Source organism: Bilophila wadsworthia ATCC 49260 (assembly GCF_000701705.1).
GTDB classification, from domain to species: Bacteria; Desulfobacterota; Desulfovibrionia; order Desulfovibrionales; family Desulfovibrionaceae; genus Bilophila; species Bilophila wadsworthia.
Genome location: NZ_JNJP01000038.1, coordinates 20,173 through 35,717 on the forward strand (window position 1 = coordinate 20,173; position 15,545 = coordinate 35,717).

Sequence of the window (15,545 nt, forward strand, 5' to 3'; positions counted from 1 at the left end):
ATAATAAAAGAGGTGAAAGGCGACGCCTCCGGCGGTACGGCCACGGCTTCGCCGCCCCTTTGGGCCGAATTCCCCACGGCCCCTCGGTTATGCCCGAGCAAAGGACGAAGGCAAAAACGCGCCCATGCCGCCCCCACAAGCGCAAGAGAAACGGCGCGCCGTTTTTCTCTTGCCGATACAGGGGAAACGAGCTGCAGCGATTCCGGTTGTGCCGGGGCCGGGGGGGCGGCTCGCCCCCCGGACGGGGCCAAGGGGCGGTAAGCCCCTTGCCGCCGGAGGCCTATCTTTTTAGCTATGGCAGTGCGAACCGCAGCCCTTGAACTTTTCGTACAGGGCCTTGGGCAGGATGCCCTTGACGGACTTGAGGGCCAGCATACGGCGCATGATGCCGAGCTGGTCTTGAAGGGGAATCTTCTTGGGGCAGACGTCTTCGCAGCCGAGGAGGCCCATGCAGCCGAATACGCCCTGATCGTTGCCGATCACATCGTAGTACTCGTCCTCGGAACGGTTGTCGCGGGGATCGATGTAGAAACGGGCGAGGCGGTTGATGGTCGCCGCGCCGAGGAAGTCCTTGCGCATCCGAGCCGTACCGCAGGCCGCGATGCAGCAGCCGCATTCGATGCAGCGGTCGAGCTCGAAAATCTGCTCGGCAAGCTCGTTTTCCATGCGCTTTTCTTCGGCGCGGGGATCGAACGCCTTGTCCTGCGTGTGAACCCACGCTTCGATCTTGCGGCCCACTTCACGGAACCACACGCCCGTATCCACGGACAGGTCGCCAAGCAGCTTGAAGACCGGCAGGGGATGCAGGACGATATGATCGGGCAGATCCCGGGTCTGGGTATGGCAGGCGAGGCCGGGACGCCCGTTGATGACCATGCCGCAGGAACCGCAGATGCCCGCGCGACAGCAGAAGTCGAACTGGAGGCTCGGGTCCTGCTGCTCGCGGATGATGTTCAGCGCGATGAACAGGGTCATGGAGCTGTATTCTTCCACATAAAAAGACTGCATGTGCGGAACGGAGGCGGGATCAAGCGGATTGTACCGGAACACCTCGATATGCAATTTGCGACTCATTCTAACTCCCGAATCTGAAAAAAGATGTGTGCTTTTCAGAGCGCCTTTCGCGCTTCCTCTCACTCAAGACACAAAAGTCTTAGGAGGATGAGGGGAAGGGGGGCCGGGGGAAGGAAGCCCTTCTTCAGAAGAGGTCCTTCTCCCTTCCCCCGCGGCGTACCCGCATTTACTTGATGGCTTCTTCCGCCTGTTCCTTGGTCTTGATCTTGTCGGCGGGGATCTCGGCGGGGATGATCTTCCCGCCGCCGTAGCCGCGCTCGCCCGGAGGCAGCTCGAACCACGGAGAAGCGTCTTCGTATTTGAGAGTGGGCAGAGAGTCGCCTTCCTTCCAGTAGGCGAGCGTACGCGTCAGCCATTCGGCGTCGTTGCGCGCGGGGAAATCCTCGCGGGTATGCGCCCCACGCGATTCCGTGCGCTGAAGCGCGCCGTAGGCGGTGCAGAGCGCCAGCTTGATCATGCCGGGCACGCGCAGGGCCATGGACAGCTCGGGCGTGAAGCCCTTCACGCTGCCGTGCAGACCGATGTGCTTAGCCCGCTCGGAAAGCTCGAGCAGCCTGTCGACGCCGTTCTGGAGATCCTTGGCATTCCGGAAAATGCCCACGTCGTCCATCATGATGTCCTGCATGGCGTTGCGGAGATCGAAACAGTTTTCCTTGCCGTTACGACAGGAAATGATGTCGTCGATGGTCTTGGCGACGAGCTTGCGGGCGTCGTTGACGGGTTCGGTCTTGAACACGCTTTCGGAACCCTTGAGGTACTCGACCATCTTGCTGCCGATGTAACGCCCGGAAACCACGGTTTCGGCGAGGGAGTTGCCGCCCAGACGGTTGAAGCCGTGCAGGTCCCAGCACGCCGCCTCACCGGCGGCGAACAGGCCCTTGAGCCCGTAGGCGTGGCCGTCCTTGTCCGTGCGGACGCCGCCCATCGAATAGTGCTGCGTCGGGCGCACGGGGATAAGCTGGTGAATGGGGTTCACGCCGAGAAAATGCGTACAGATGTCGTAGATTTCACGCAGCTTGGTCGTGATGTGGTGCTCGCCGAGGTGACGGATATCCAGCCACAGGTGGTCACCGTAGGGGCTCTTCACGCCGAAGCCCTTGCGCATGTGCTCGGTCATGCGCCGGGAAACCACGTCGCGGGAGGCAAGCTCGGCCTTCTCCGGCTCGTAGTCGGGCATGAAACGGTACTCGTTCACGTCGAGGAGCGTCCCGCCGTCGCCGCGGCAGCCTTCCGTCATCAAAATATCGGTGGGCACGCTGCCGGTGGGATGGAACTGGATGGCCTCCATGTTCCCGAGGGGCACGACGCCGGTATTCAGGGCGCAGATCTGTCCGCCGCCGTCGCAGATGATGGCGTTGGTGGTGGCGCGGTAGATGCGCCCGTAGCCGCCGGTGGCGATGAGGGTCGCCTTGGCGATGTAGGCGACAAGCTCGCCGTCGCGCAAGGAGCGGACGATGGCGCCCATGCAGCGCTCGCCGTCATGGATGAGGGCTTCGGCCTGCATCCGATCGTGGATTTCCACGCCGTACTGGAGACATTTGCTGTCGAGGGTGTTCAGCACGGAACGTCCCGTGCCGTCAGCCGTGTAACAGGTACGCCATTTTGCGGTGCCGCCGAAGGCGCGGGCGTGGATGAGCCCGTGTTTGCTTTCCTCTTCTTCGGCCTCGAAGGGCTTGCCGCCCTTATAATAGGTGTGCTTGCCCGCGACGACGCGGTTCCACGGCACGCCCCAATGGGCCATTTCACGCATGACGATGGGCGCGCTGTCCGCGAAGATGCGGGCCACTTCCTGATCGCAGCCCCAGTCGGAACCCTTCACGGTGTCGGCGAAGTGGATGTCGGTGCTGTCGCCCTTGCCCATGACGGCGTTGCCGAGGGCCGCCTGCATACCACCCTGCGCCGCCGAGGAATGCGACCGGCGGGGAGGGACGACGGAAAGACAGATGGTGTGGAAACCTTCCATAGCCGCGGCGAGCGCCACGCGTTCGCCGGCAAGCCCGGCACCAATGCACAACACGTCGGAATAAATCGTTCTCATGACGCCCTCCCTTAGATGGCCATCGTGGCGAAGCTGTAGTGGGTTGCCAGACTCAGCAGTGCCAGACCGATAACGAGATAGAGGGCATACTTGCGCCACTTCAAACGGTTTTCACGGTTCAGGATGCCGAACTTCACGCCGACGCGGTACAAACCGATGGCGATATGCAGATCCAACGCGGCGAACAGCACCAGATAGAAGGGGACCATGCCGCCCTGAATGGCCGCCGCGCTCTTATCCGCGGAGATGGGCAAATTCGACAGGATATTGATGACATGCGCGCTGGCCATGACAAGGATGACGATTGCGGTGGCGACCTGCACCAGCCACAGCCATGTGTCCATATGGTGCATCATCTTGGCCTGACGCCAGAACTCCCGCAGTTCCAGCGGGCTGAACGGCATTTTCCGTGCGGCGAGAATAAAGTGCAGGATCATGACAAGCAAAATGATCGGCCCGCCAATCTGCGCCAGATAAGACGTTTCAAGGAATACGGCCAACGAGTCCATTATCTTCGGACTCAAGATGACACTCGAAACAAGTACCATATGCATCAGCACAAAACAGCAGAGAAGGACACCGGTCAACATCTGGATGACATCGGTGTATCCTGAAATATGATTGCGCAATCTGACATGTGAAGTGATGTTCGCCTGAGCCATCTTTAGATTCCCTCCTCAAAGAATGAAAAAGACCTTATAAATCCTTCCGCCTCTCCTTATTCCCAACTCCTTTATCAATTCCGCCAAAAGCTGACGCCGCAAGCATCAACACTCTTTACTTCTTATTGAAGTATAATGGCATTCCTTCTTGGTTTAAAGGATACTTTCCTTTTTCTGTCAACCGAGTGTTATTTGTGCACTCGAACAATATAGCCACTTGACCTAGAAAGAACTTTTGTTATTCATAACAACTAGAGAATAATGCGGAAATAATTCTTATTACTGTTTTATATAACACTGGGTTTTTACTTGCCTTTTTGCCCAGTATTTTCTTTGCCGCAAATGCCCGTGACGAATGGTACCCTTCTTCACAAGAAGAAGGGCGCTGCAATAAACCTGCTCTTTTTACACGACTATTCTCCATATTCCATGAAGAAAAGGAATAGCCCGGCAGAGGAGGACGATTTTACAATGTTGACAAGATCCCTCTCGAGAAGGCGCGACGCCTTGCCTCAAAAGAGTTCCCCCAGCCTTACCCTCCCATGCGGGCGTATCCCACAGCCATAGGCGCATGGAGGAGGCTCCCCTGCGAAGCCATCACGAAGGGCGGCTTTTTCCTCATCCTTGCCCAATCCAGCGGCCATCTGCGCTGACGCCGTCCGCTGAAATGGAAAAGCCCCCCATTCCGTGGAATGAAGGGCTCAACAGATCACAGTACAGCAGGACTATTTCGCACGCCAAGCGCCGTGCTTGTTACAGTAGGCGCGGGCGAACACGACCTGATCAAAGGGAATGGGGAATTCAACGACCGGAGTCTCCCCGGCCTTGAAGTACTTGCGCAGCACGGTGTCGTCGGAGGTGCGGATTTCAGCCCATTCGATCAGGTGATCGGCGTCCATACCGTGCAGCTTGGAGCCCACGCTCACTTTGCAGCCCTTTTCCGTGGCTTCCACGACGGGCATGTGCGATTCCTTGGTCCCAACGGGTTCGCGGTCGTCAAGAACTTCCATCGTTTTGCCGCAGCAGATCATGGCGCTGACGCCGTCGTGCACGATTTCGGTCACGGTTCCGCAAATGGGGCATTTATAAAGCTGATAACGGTAGGTCATGGGAGAAGCTCCTTTGCAGCGAGGCTGCGCATATTGTCCCCACGGGGACGTAGTAATGAATTAACGATAAAAAATACTATTCCTATTTTTATTTTTTGTCCAGAGGCCAACCCACCTCGGCGGCCTCCGCCCCGAACCGTACAGAGCCATAACAACGGGGCGTTCCTCTCATTCCTTATCCATCCAAAAGAAAAAGCCCCGCTCATGGAACGGGGCCAATCTCTTCAGAAACAAGTGTTACTTCGCCAGCAGCATCCAGATTTCACCGGGGCCGTTGAGGTGCCCCGCGATATAGGCCGCCCTCGCGCCCTTGCCGCAGAACAGGTCGACGCGGCGTCCCTTGATGGCCTCTCCCGTATCCTGCGCCAACCCGATGCCGAAAAGCGGCGTGGTCGAGACGGGGCCTTCCTCCACGGGGGAGGAAGGATCGGGAATATTCACATCGAAGGCAAGCACCGAACCGAGCGGGAAAGTCGTGCGGTCCACGGCCAGCGAGACCATCGAACTGAGCGGCGACCCCATGCTGCCCACGGGGCCGGACGTGATGCTGCCGGAAGAGGTTTCCGGCCCTTTGCGGAAAAAGATGTAGCGCTGATTGCGCCGGAGCAGATCGTCGCGCAATTCCGGGTGCTCGCGCAGCCACTGCCGGATGGACTGCATACTCACCTGTCCGGTGGGGATTTCCCCCTGATCGGCGAGATACCGCCCTATGCTCAGGTACGGCTTGCCGTTGGACCCGGCAAAGCGCACGGGCATCTCCTTGCCGTCCTCGAAGCGCAGCCGCCCCGAACCCTGCACCTGCAGGAAAAAAGCGTCCACGGGGTCGGACAGCCATGCCAGTTCCAGCCCCTTGCCGCGCAGGACGCCGGGCCTGCCGTCCAGCCCGTCGATTTCGGCCCTCGTATAATAAGGAACGGGCTTCCCCTTTTCCATGCGGTACACGACGCGCTGGCCGATAAGCTCGCTCTTGAAGCTCCCCAGATTCAGCTCGCGCAGATCCGGCGGCACACGGTACAACGGGGCCGTGTAGCCGGGCTTGCGGGTACGGCTTGCCTTGACGACTGGCTCATAGTATCCCGAAAAGGCAGCGCCATCCTTGAGCTTCACCCAGCGGAACCGCTCCGCCAGCAGGCCGGGTTCGGCGTCGAGACGGGGCAGCAGGGCCTCAAGGCAATCCAGCGTCTTGGCCACATCGCCCCACGTCACCGCCACATCGCCGTGCGCCACCGCGACCTGACCGGGCTCGCGCCCAGCGATATGCGCCCGGCTGGCCCGCAGGGCCGGGGCCAGCTCCTTCCACGAATGCAGGCGCTGCCCGGCGCGATCGAGCTTCCCCGCCAGCACGGCGGCCTGCTCGTCGTTCTCGGGGACAAGATCGCCCGCGACGTCCCGGACCGGAGCTGAGGGAGCGGGAAGGGGAGCCGCGCACCCCGCCAGCAGGCCGAGGGCAAGGACGGCCGCGGCCAGAGCCGCCGTTCCCGCACCGCGTTTTTGTGGAACCTTCAGCAAAGGATGCTGTTCATGCACGATTTTCCCACTCCCGATGTTTGGCTCGCCCACCGCGTCTCCTATGGAGAAACCGATACGATGGGGTATCTCTATTACGCGGAATACCTGCACCTCTTCGAACGTTCCCGCAGCGAGTACATCCGCCAGATGGGCATGAGTTACGCGGAGGTCGAACGCCTCGGCATCATGCTGCCCGTACGCGAAGCCCAGTGCCGCTACAGGCGGCCCGCCCGGTATGACGATCTGATCCATATCCGCGCGGGGATAGCCGAAGTCAGGCGCGCCTCTCTCGTCTTTGTGTACAATGTCATGGACGCCGAGCGCAAGACCCTGCTTGCCGAGGGCATGACTGAACACGCCTGTACCGGACGCGACGGGCGCCCCGTGCGCCCACCGGAATGGTTCGTCAAACTCATGCGCGGTGAACCGTTCCAAATCCCCGAATAAAGCCCTTACCCCAAGCAGAGGGAAGGAGCCGCCTTCAAGAAGCGCCCTTCCCTTTTCTTTCGCCCTTCTTCTCCCCCGTCCCCGCCGCCTTTTCCCAACTCCCCCTCAATGCAGGCATCTTCCCGGGCTCTCTTTGACCGTTTCTCGATATACATTGGCATTTTCTCATGAGACACGGTTATCCAATTCGTCTATCCCTATCTATAAACGCATTATCTCTTTTATCCGGACGGGCTTTTTCCTTTTTACCCTCCAAGAACAGCGGCTTTACCTTAAGCGGCGAACAATACCCTTTATCTTTTTGCGGAAAGAGGGGTCTCCCTTCTTTATGTTTTCACCGGAAACATGCTTTGGCTGTACGGACTGGAACCTCATACCTGAAGGAGTTTCTTATGAAACGGTGGTTCAAAATGCTTACGGGTTCCCTTGCGGTTGTCCTTTTCATCACATTTTCCTGTGCGGCATTCGCGGCGGCCCCGGTCAAACTCCGCACCGCATGGCTTGACGAGCACGAAGCCTTCCTCGTCTGGTATGCCAAAGAAAAAGGGTGGGACAAAGAGGAAGGGCTGGACATCGAAATGCTCCTCTTCTCATCCGGCATGGCCCAGCTCAACGCCCTTCCCGCAGGGGAGTGGGTACTCGCCGGAACCGGCGCCGTGCCCGGCATGATGGGCGCGCTCCGCTACGGGACGTACACCATCGCCGTCACCAACGACGAATCCTACACCAACGCCCTCCTGCTCCGCCCCGACAGCCCTATCCTCAAGACCAAGGGCTACAACAAAGACTACCCGGAAGTGTACGGACATCCGGATGACGTGCGCGGCAAGACGTTCCTCATCACCACCATGTCCTCCCCCCACTTCACCCTGAGCCACTGGCTCCGCGTGCTCGGCCTCAAGGAAAGCGACGTCACCATCAAGAACATCGATCAGGCGCAGGGCCTCGCGGCGTTCGACAGCGGCATCGGCGACGGCGTCTGCCTGTGGGCACCGCACATGTTCTTCGGTATCGACAAGGGCTGGAAGGTCGCCGGAACCCCCAATACCTGCGGCGTGGGCCTGCCCACCGTGCTCATGGGCGACAAGAAGTTCTGCGACGCCAACCCCGAACTGGTCGCCAAGTTCCTGCGCGTGTTCCTGCGCTCCGCCAACATGCTCCAGAAGGAAGCCCCGGAATCCCTCGCCCCGGAATACTGCCGCTTCTTCCAGGAATTCGTGGGCAAGAGCTTTACGCCGGAAATGGCCGCGCTCGACATCAAGACGCACCCCGTTTTCAATCTTGAAGAACAGCTCGCCCTGTTCGACGGCTCCAAGGGGCAGAGCAAGGCCGCCAAGTGGATGGCCGACATCGCCGAATTTTTCGCCGGCGTGGGCCGGATCACGCCTGACGAGCTGAAGGTGGTCAAGGACGGCTCCTACGCCACCGACAAGTTCCTCAAGCTCGTCAAGCAGCCCATCCCCGACTACAAGTAACATTCCCGTTTTCCCTTTACCCTGCCCTTGCCGGCCCTCCGTAACAGGGGGCCGGCTTGCTTTTTTGGAAATCGGTATGATTCTAACTCTCTGAGCAACCAAACAGTCCCTTTTCGCAAGAAGGGGTTCCATCTTAGCGGTTCGTCTGATAGCATGTGAAAGTTCACCTTTGCATTGCTCCGGGGGGAAGCTTTTTTCCTTGCATTGCATCGGGGCGGGCAAGGAGAAGACCTAGGGGTTCTCCTTTTTCTTTTCTCCAGCCCTGTTGCCCCGTTAGCGTGGATATGTTAGATTTTTTCTCGTGAAGAAGGTCTATTGGTCTTTGAACCACTCTACTGCCGGGAGAATCATGGAAACAATCAATCTTGAAACCACGCGCGACGAAGCGTTTCTTCGCGAGGTGGAAGCAGAAAGCGGTCAGAAGGTGACCAACTGCTACCAGTGTGGAAACTGCACGGCGGGGTGCCCCTGCGGTCCTGAATACGACCTGCAGGTCAGCCAAGTCATGCGGGCCGTCCAGCTCGGTAACAAGGAAATGGCGCTTTCAAGCCGTTCGCTGTGGCTCTGCGTGTCGTGCTCGACCTGTACGTCCCGCTGCCCCAACAACATCGACGTCGCCAAGGTCATGGACGTGCTGCGGCACATGGCCTGGAAGGAAGGCAAGACGAACTACGCCATGGCGTCGTTCTGGCAGTCCTTCCTGACCACCGTCCGCCACTTCGGGCGCACGTACGAACTGGGCGTCATGGCCATGTTCATGGCCCGCACCGGCCGGGTTTTCACCGATGTGGATCTCGCGCCGCGCATCCTGCCCAAGCAAAAGCTGCCCTTCAAACCCCACACCATCGTCGGCAAGGACGCTGTGGCCCGTATCTTCAAGCGTTTCGACGAGCAGCGCAGCGCCGAGGGGGACAAGTAAATGAAACTCGCCTATTACCCCGGCTGTTCTGGTCAGGGGACGTCCGCCGAATACGAACGTTCCACCCGCGCCGTCTGCCGCGCGCTTGAAATCGGCCTCAAGGAAATTTCCGACTGGAGCTGCTGCGGCTCCACGCCGGCCCACGCTTGCGATCACGTGCTCTCCTCCGCGCTTTCCGCGCGCAACCTCGCGCTTGCCGCCGCCGAAGGCGCCGAACGCGTGGGCACGCCCTGCCCGAGCTGCCTCGCCAACCTGAAGACCGCCAAGTACCGTATGCAGGACGAGGCGTTCCGCGATAAGGTCAACGCCCTTCTCGACAATCCCTGCCCCGAAGAGCTGCCCGAAACCGTATCCATCCTCCAGGTCCTGGTGGAGGACTACGGCACCGGCGCCATCGCCGAAAAGGTCAAGAAGCCCCTCGAAGGCATCAAGGTCGCCTGCTACTACGGCTGCCTGATGAGCCGCCCCGCGGACATCATGCAGTTTGACGACGCCGAGAACCCGATGGCCATGGACAACATCATGACCGCCCTCGGCGCCGAAGTCGTGCCTTTCCCCCTGAAGACGGAATGCTGCGGCGCAGCCATGGGCATTCCCCGCCGCGACATCACCGCCCGCCTTACCGGCCGCATCCTTGAACGGGCGCAGGCCTTCGGCGCGGACGCCGTGGTCGTCGCCTGTCCGCTCTGCCACATGAACCTTGACCTGCGCCAGCGTCAGGCCGTGGGCGGAAGCATGAAGATGCCGGTGCTGTATTTTACGCAGCTCATGGGGCTGGCCCTCGGCCTGCCGCATCAGGAACTCGGCTTCGAAAAGCTCTGCGTCAGCCCCGACGAACTTCTGCGGAAGATCGACGCCGCGCAGGCTGCCAAGGCCGCCGCGGCCAAGGCCGATGAAGCCACAGAGGAGGCCAAGGCATGAAAATAGGCGTTTTTATCTGCCACTGCGGATCGAACATCGCCGGGACCGTGGATTGCGGCAAGGTCGCTGAGATCGCCAAAACCTATCCCGATGTGGCCTTCTCCACCGACACCATGTACACCTGCTCGGAACCCGGACAGGAAGAAATCGTCGCCGCCATCAAGGAACACAAGCTTGACGGCGTGGTCGTCGCTTCCTGTACGCCGCGTATGCACGAGCCCACCTTCCGCCGCACCGTGGAACGCGCCGGGCTCAACAAGTACATGTTTGAAATGGCCAATATCCGCGAACACGTGTCGTGGATCGGCAAGGACAAGGAAGCCAACACCAACAAGGCCGCGGAACTCGTCCGCATCGCCGTTGAAAAACTGCGCCGCGACAACCCGCTGTTCTCCAAGTCCTTCGAATCCACCAAGCGCGTGCTCGTCATCGGCGGCGGCGTGGCCGGCATCCAGGCCGCCCTCGACTGCGCCGACGCGGGCCTCGACGTGCTCCTCGTGGAACGCGAAAGCCACATCGGCGGCAAGATGGCGAAGCTCGACAAGACCTTCCCTACCGTCGACTGCTCCAGCTGCATCCTCGGCCCCAAGATGGTCGACGTCGCCCAGCATCCCAAAATCACGCTCATGGCCGCTTCCGAAGTGACCAACGTGTCCGGGTATGTGGGCAACTTCACCGTGACCGTGAAGAAGAAGGCCACCTACGTCGACTGGTCCAAGTGCACCGGCTGCGGCGCCTGCATGGACAAGTGCCCCGCCAAGAAGACCCCGGACAAGTTCAACGAGTTCGTCGGCCCCACCACGGCGATCAACATCCCCTTCCCGCAGGCGATCCCCAAGAAGGCCACCATCAACGCCGAATTCTGCCGCAAGCTCACCTCGGGCAAATGCGGCGTGTGCGCCAAGGTGTGCCCCACCGGGGCCATCAACTACGAAATGAAGGATGAGGAAGTCACGGAAACCGTGGGCGCCATCGTTGCCGCCACCGGCTACGACCTCATGGACTGGACGGTCTACGGCGAATACGGCGCGGGCCAGTACCCCGACGTCATCACCTCGCTCCAGTACGAGCGCATCATGTCCGCCTCCGGCCCGACCGGCGGCCACATCAAGCGCCCGTCCGACGGCAAGGAACCCAAGAGCGTCGTGTTCATCCAGTGCGTGGGCTCCCGCGACAAGTCCATCGGCCGCCCCTACTGCTCCGGCTTCTGCTGCATGTACACCGCCAAGCAGGCCGTCCTGACCAAGGACCACATCCCCGACTCGCAGTCCTACGTGTTCTACATGGACATCCGCTCCAACGCGAAGCTCTATGACGAATTCACGCGCCGCGCCGTCGAGGAATACGGCACCCAGTACATCCGCGGCCGCGTGTCCGCCATCCAGCCCGACGGCCACGGGCAGTACATCGTCCGCGGTGCCGACACCCTGCTCGGCAAGCCCGTCGAGGTGAAGGCCGACATGGTCGTGCTCGCCGTGGGCATCGAAGGCTCCAAGGGCGCGAACAAGCTCGCCGAAACCCTGCACATCTCCTACGACGGCTTCGGGTTCTTCATGGAATCCCACTGCAAGCTCCGCCCCGTGGAGACCAACACCGCCGGCGTGTTCCTCGCGGGCGTCGCCCAGGGCCCGAAGGACATCCCGTCCTCCGTCGCGCAGGGCAGCGGCGCCGCCGCCAAGGTGATAGGCCTCCTCTCCAAGCCGCTCCTCGAAAGCGACCCGCAGATCTCCGTCGTGGACATCAAGCGCTGCGTCGGCTGCGGCAAGTGCATCAAGGTGTGCCCGTTCCAGGCCATCGTCGAAAAGGAAATTCGCGGCGAAAAGAAGGCGCAGACCATCGAGGCCGTGTGCCAAGGCTGCGGCCTTTGCACGGCTACCTGCCCGCAGGGCGCCATCCAGCTCTCCCACTTCACTGACAACCAGATCCTTGCGGAGGTAGACGCTCTATGTCGGTTCTGACAGGCAAAGAACTCCGGATCGTAGGCTTCCTCTGCAACTGGTGCTCCTATGGCGGCGCCGACACTGCCGGGGTCGCTCGTTTCACCCAGCCTACGGACCTGCGTATCATCCGCGTCCCCTGTTCGGGCCGCGTCAATCCCCTGTTTCCGCTGAAAGCCCTGCTTTCCGGCGCCGACGGGGTGCTCGTGTCCGGCTGTCACCCGCGTGACTGCCACTATTCGGAAGGCAACTACTACGCCCGCCGCCGCCTCGAAACGCTGAAGGAATTCCTGCCCATCATCGGCATCGATCCCCGCCGCTTCGAGTACACGTGGGTGTCCGCCTCCGAAGGCCAGCGCTGGCAGGCCGTGGTCACCGCGTTCACCGAACGCGTCCACAAGCTCGGACCCGCGCCCAAGTTCGAAGACGCGAAGCCGATGTACGTCATGCCCAACCTTGACCTGCCCGCGCCTCTGCGCCCGCTCGGCTGCGGCGTCAATCCCGCGGCCATGACCGAGCTCAAGGACCAGATCAAGGCCGCGCTCGAAGCCAAGGAAGTGGAATTCGTCATGGGCTGGCAGAAAGGCTTCGACGGCCTGCACGCCACGCCCCTGTACATGCGCAAGCCCGAAGACGTCGAAAAGCTCATCTGGGGCCCGCTCAACGTCCACTCCCTCGCCACTTACCTGCCCCTCTTCAAGGGCAAGAAGGTCGGCATCGTGGTCAAGGGCTGCGACTCCCGCGGCGTCGTGGAACTCCTGCAGGAGAACCTCATCAACCGTGAGGACGTGGTCGTCTTCGGCATGGGCTGCAACGGAACCATCGACATCAACCGCGTGCTCGCCAAGATCGGCGACGTGACGGAAGTCGAATCCGTGACCGGCTCCGGCGCCACCCTCAAGGTCCGCGCCGACGGCAAGGACTACGAGTTCGCCATGCAGGACGTGGCGCAGGACAAATGCCGCGCCTGCACCGTGCCCAACGCCGTCATCCACGATCACTTCGCGGGCTCGCCCACGAACATCCCGGACGGCGCGCAGCCCGCCATGCCCGCCATCATGACCTTCCTCGACGGCCTGAGCCTCGAGGACCGCATGGGCTTCTGGCGGGGCCACATCGACCGCTGCATCCGCTGCTATGCCTGCCGCAACGCCTGCCCCATGTGCGTGTGCCGTGACAACTGCGTGGCGGACAGCCGCGAACCGCATTGGCTCACGCAGGAAGACAGCCCCACGCAGAAGATGTTCTTCCAGCTCATCCACGCGATGCACCTCGCCGGACGCTGCACCGGCTGCGGCGAATGCAACCGCGCCTGCCCGATGGGCATCCCGGTCGGAGCCCTCAAGCTCCAGATGGGGCGCGTCGTGAAGAAGCTGTTCGAATACGCGCCCGGCATGGACGTTGACGCCGTGCCGCCGCTGCTCGGCTTCCAGCTGGAAGAAAAGAACATTCACGAACATCACATCGAGGGAGCATAAACGCAATGAGCGCCATACGATTCCTCGCTGCCGACAAGCTGGCCTCGTGGCTGGCCGAAGTGGCGGCATCCCGTCAGGTGCTGGCCCCTCGTCAGGAGGGCAAAGCGGTTGTGTTCCGGCCTCTCGTCGCCGGAGAAACGCCGTCGCTGGCCCGCGCCACCGTATCCCCCAAGGCCGCCGTTTTCCCCGCCTGTGAAACGCTCGTGCATTTCACAGGCACCAAGGACCCGGAAAATCCGGCCAAACTGAACATGAAACTCGACGACACCCCCGACGCTCCGGCCCGGATGGTGTTCGGCTGCCGTTCCTGCGACGCCCGCGGCTTCGCCGTGCTCGACAAGCCGTTCCTCGAAGGCAAGTTCCAGGACGCCTACTACAAGGCCCGCCGCGACAACCTGCTGGTCGTCACCCGGACCTGCGACAGCCCGTGCAGCACCTGCTTCTGCCACTGGACCGGCGGCGGCCCCGCCGATCCCACCGGCTCCGACGTGCTGCTCACGGCCGTGAACGGCGGCTTCGTGCTTGAGGCCGTGTCCGAAAAAGGCGAAGCCTTCCTCGCGTCGACCAAACTCGCCGACGGCTCCGACAAGATGGACGAAGCCAAGGCAGCCCGCGAAAAGGCCGCCGCCAGCCAGCAGCCCGCCCCTGATCTGTCCAAGGCGGCCCGCCGCCTCGAACAGCGTTTCACCGACGTGGACTTCTGGGCGGAACAGACCGCGAAGTGCCTCTCCTGCGGCGCGTGCACCTACATGTGCCCGACCTGCCAGTGCTTCAACATCTCCGACGAGGGCGATCCCCTCGAAGGCCGCCGCCTGCGCAGCTGGGACAACTGCATGTCCCCGCTGTTCACCCGCGAGGCCAGCGGGCACAACCCCCGCACGGCCAAGGCCCTGCGTATGCGCAACCGCGTTTCGCACAAGTACTGGTACGCTCCCGATTACAGCGACGGGCGTTTCGCCTGCACGGGCTGCGGTCGGTGCATCAAGCAGTGCCCGGTGTCGCTGGACATCCGTGAAATTGTCCTCAACGCCATCGCGGATGACGCGGAAGCCAAATAAGGAGTCTGAACATGGCAGGGACGCATAATCCCCTTCTGCCTGAAATGGCGACCGTCATCGAAACCGTGCAGGAAACGCACAACATCAAAACGTTCCGCGTGCGTTTCGATGATGAAGAAAAAATGAAAAACTTCACCTTCCAGCCCGGACAGGTGGGGCAGCTCTCCGTTTTCGGCGTGGGCGAGTCGACCTTCGTGATCAACTCTTCCCCCACCCGGATGGATTACCTCCAGTTCTCCGTGATGAAGGCCGGCGAAAACACCGCCGCCCTCCACAAGCTCAATGCCGGCGACAAGATCGGCGTGCGCGCCCCGCTCGGCAACTGGTTCCCCTACGAGCAGTGGAAGGGCAAGAACGTCTTCTTCATCGGCGGCGGCATCGGCATGGCCCCCATCCGCACCATCATGGTGTACCTGCTGGACAACCGCAAGGATTACGGCGACATCAGCCTGCTGTACGGCGCCAAGACCCCTGCGGACCTGTCCTTCCAGTCCGACATGCCCGAGTGGCTGGAGCGCAAGGACCTGAACGTCACCCTGACCATCGACAACCCCGCCGACGGCTGGGAGCACAAGGTCGGCCTCATCCCCAACGTGCTCAAGGAAATCGGCCCCAAGCCCAAGAACACCATCGCCGTGCTCTGCGGCCCGCCGATCATGATCAAGTTCACCCTCGCGGCCCTCGTCGAACTGGGCTTCCCGGATGACCAGATCTACACCACGCTGGAAAAACGCATGAAGTGCGGCATCGGCATCTGCGGGCGCTGCAACATCGGCGGCAAGCTCGTCTGCGTCGACGGCCCCGTATTCTCCAACAAGCAGCTCAAGGAACTCCCGCCCGAGCTGTAGGATGGTTGAATAAATCGGGGAGGGGGAAGGGACCCCTTTTGAAAAAGGGCTCCCTTCCCCCTCCCCGAAC

General features: G+C 61.3%; 13 protein-coding genes. 8 read left to right on the forward strand and 5 right to left on the reverse strand.

The annotated features are described in order from the left end of the window. Nucleotides 1–288: 288 nt before the first annotated feature. The 5 genes from T370_RS0113105 to mltA form a co-directional block, all read right to left on the reverse strand. Nucleotides 289–1,074: a fumarate reductase iron-sulfur subunit gene (locus tag T370_RS0113105; RefSeq protein WP_005028059.1), complete on the reverse strand. Its 786-nt coding sequence runs from the start codon at nucleotides 1,072–1,074 to the stop codon at nucleotides 289–291. 166 nt (nucleotides 1,075–1,240) lie between these two features. After that, entirely contained in the window at nucleotides 1,241–3,112 is a 1,872-nt protein-coding gene (locus tag T370_RS0113110) for a fumarate reductase flavoprotein subunit (RefSeq protein WP_009368300.1), read from the reverse strand. 11 nt (nucleotides 3,113–3,123) lie between these two features. Continuing rightward, the gene (locus T370_RS0113115) at nucleotides 3,124–3,774 is read right to left on the reverse strand and encodes a succinate dehydrogenase/fumarate reductase transmembrane subunit (protein ID WP_005028061.1); all 651 of its coding nucleotides are present in this window, start codon (nucleotides 3,772–3,774) and stop codon (nucleotides 3,124–3,126) included. Nucleotides 3,775–4,499: 725 nt separating this feature from the next. Continuing rightward, nucleotides 4,500–4,883, reverse strand: coding sequence for a desulfoferrodoxin family protein (locus T370_RS0113125; RefSeq protein WP_009368301.1), 384 nt, complete (start codon nucleotides 4,881–4,883; stop codon nucleotides 4,500–4,502). Between the two features lie 237 nt (nucleotides 4,884–5,120). Further along, on the reverse strand, nucleotides 5,121–6,410 hold the full coding sequence (gene mltA / locus T370_RS0113130) for a murein transglycosylase A (protein ID WP_051643835.1): 1,290 nt from the start codon (nucleotides 6,408–6,410) through the stop codon (nucleotides 5,121–5,123). On the opposite strand from mltA, the gene T370_RS0113135 reads away from it, so the two are divergent. From T370_RS0113135 to T370_RS0113175, 8 genes are all read left to right on the forward strand, one after another. After that, entirely contained in the window at nucleotides 6,405–6,839 is a 435-nt protein-coding gene (locus T370_RS0113135; RefSeq protein ID WP_009368304.1) for an acyl-CoA thioesterase, read from the forward strand. The genes mltA and T370_RS0113135 overlap by 6 nt on opposite strands. 392 nt (nucleotides 6,840–7,231) lie before the next feature. Next, nucleotides 7,232–8,314: an ABC transporter substrate-binding protein gene (locus T370_RS0113145; protein ID WP_029435980.1), complete on the forward strand. Its 1,083-nt coding sequence runs from the start codon at nucleotides 7,232–7,234 to the stop codon at nucleotides 8,312–8,314. 349 nt (nucleotides 8,315–8,663) lie between these two features. Next, nucleotides 8,664–9,233: a 4Fe-4S dicluster domain-containing protein gene (locus tag T370_RS0113150; protein ID WP_005028066.1), complete on the forward strand. Its 570-nt coding sequence runs from the start codon at nucleotides 8,664–8,666 to the stop codon at nucleotides 9,231–9,233. Continuing rightward, nucleotides 9,234–10,154 carry a CoB--CoM heterodisulfide reductase iron-sulfur subunit B family protein gene (locus T370_RS0113155; RefSeq protein ID WP_005028067.1) on the forward strand — a complete coding sequence of 307 codons (921 nt, stop codon included), beginning with the start codon at nucleotides 9,234–9,236 and terminating at the stop codon, nucleotides 10,152–10,154. It begins immediately after the preceding gene. Further along, entirely contained in the window at nucleotides 10,151–12,112 is a 1,962-nt protein-coding gene (locus T370_RS0113160) for a CoB--CoM heterodisulfide reductase iron-sulfur subunit A family protein (protein WP_005028068.1), read from the forward strand. Before T370_RS0113155 ends, T370_RS0113160 begins: the two co-directional genes overlap by 4 nt. Continuing rightward, entirely contained in the window at nucleotides 12,100–13,569 is a 1,470-nt protein-coding gene (locus T370_RS0113165; protein WP_005028069.1) for a hydrogenase iron-sulfur subunit, read from the forward strand. Before T370_RS0113160 ends, T370_RS0113165 begins: the two co-directional genes overlap by 13 nt. A 5-nt stretch (nucleotides 13,570–13,574) precedes the next feature. Then, a complete protein-coding gene (locus T370_RS0113170) occupies nucleotides 13,575–14,627 on the forward strand; it encodes a 4Fe-4S dicluster domain-containing protein (RefSeq protein ID WP_029435981.1) in 1,053 nt (350 codons plus the stop codon). A gap of 11 nt (nucleotides 14,628–14,638) precedes the next feature. Beyond that, the gene (locus T370_RS0113175) at nucleotides 14,639–15,475 is read left to right on the forward strand and encodes an FAD/NAD(P)-binding protein (protein ID WP_005028072.1); all 837 of its coding nucleotides are present in this window, start codon (nucleotides 14,639–14,641) and stop codon (nucleotides 15,473–15,475) included. The last annotated feature ends 70 nt before the right edge of the window (nucleotides 15,476–15,545 follow it).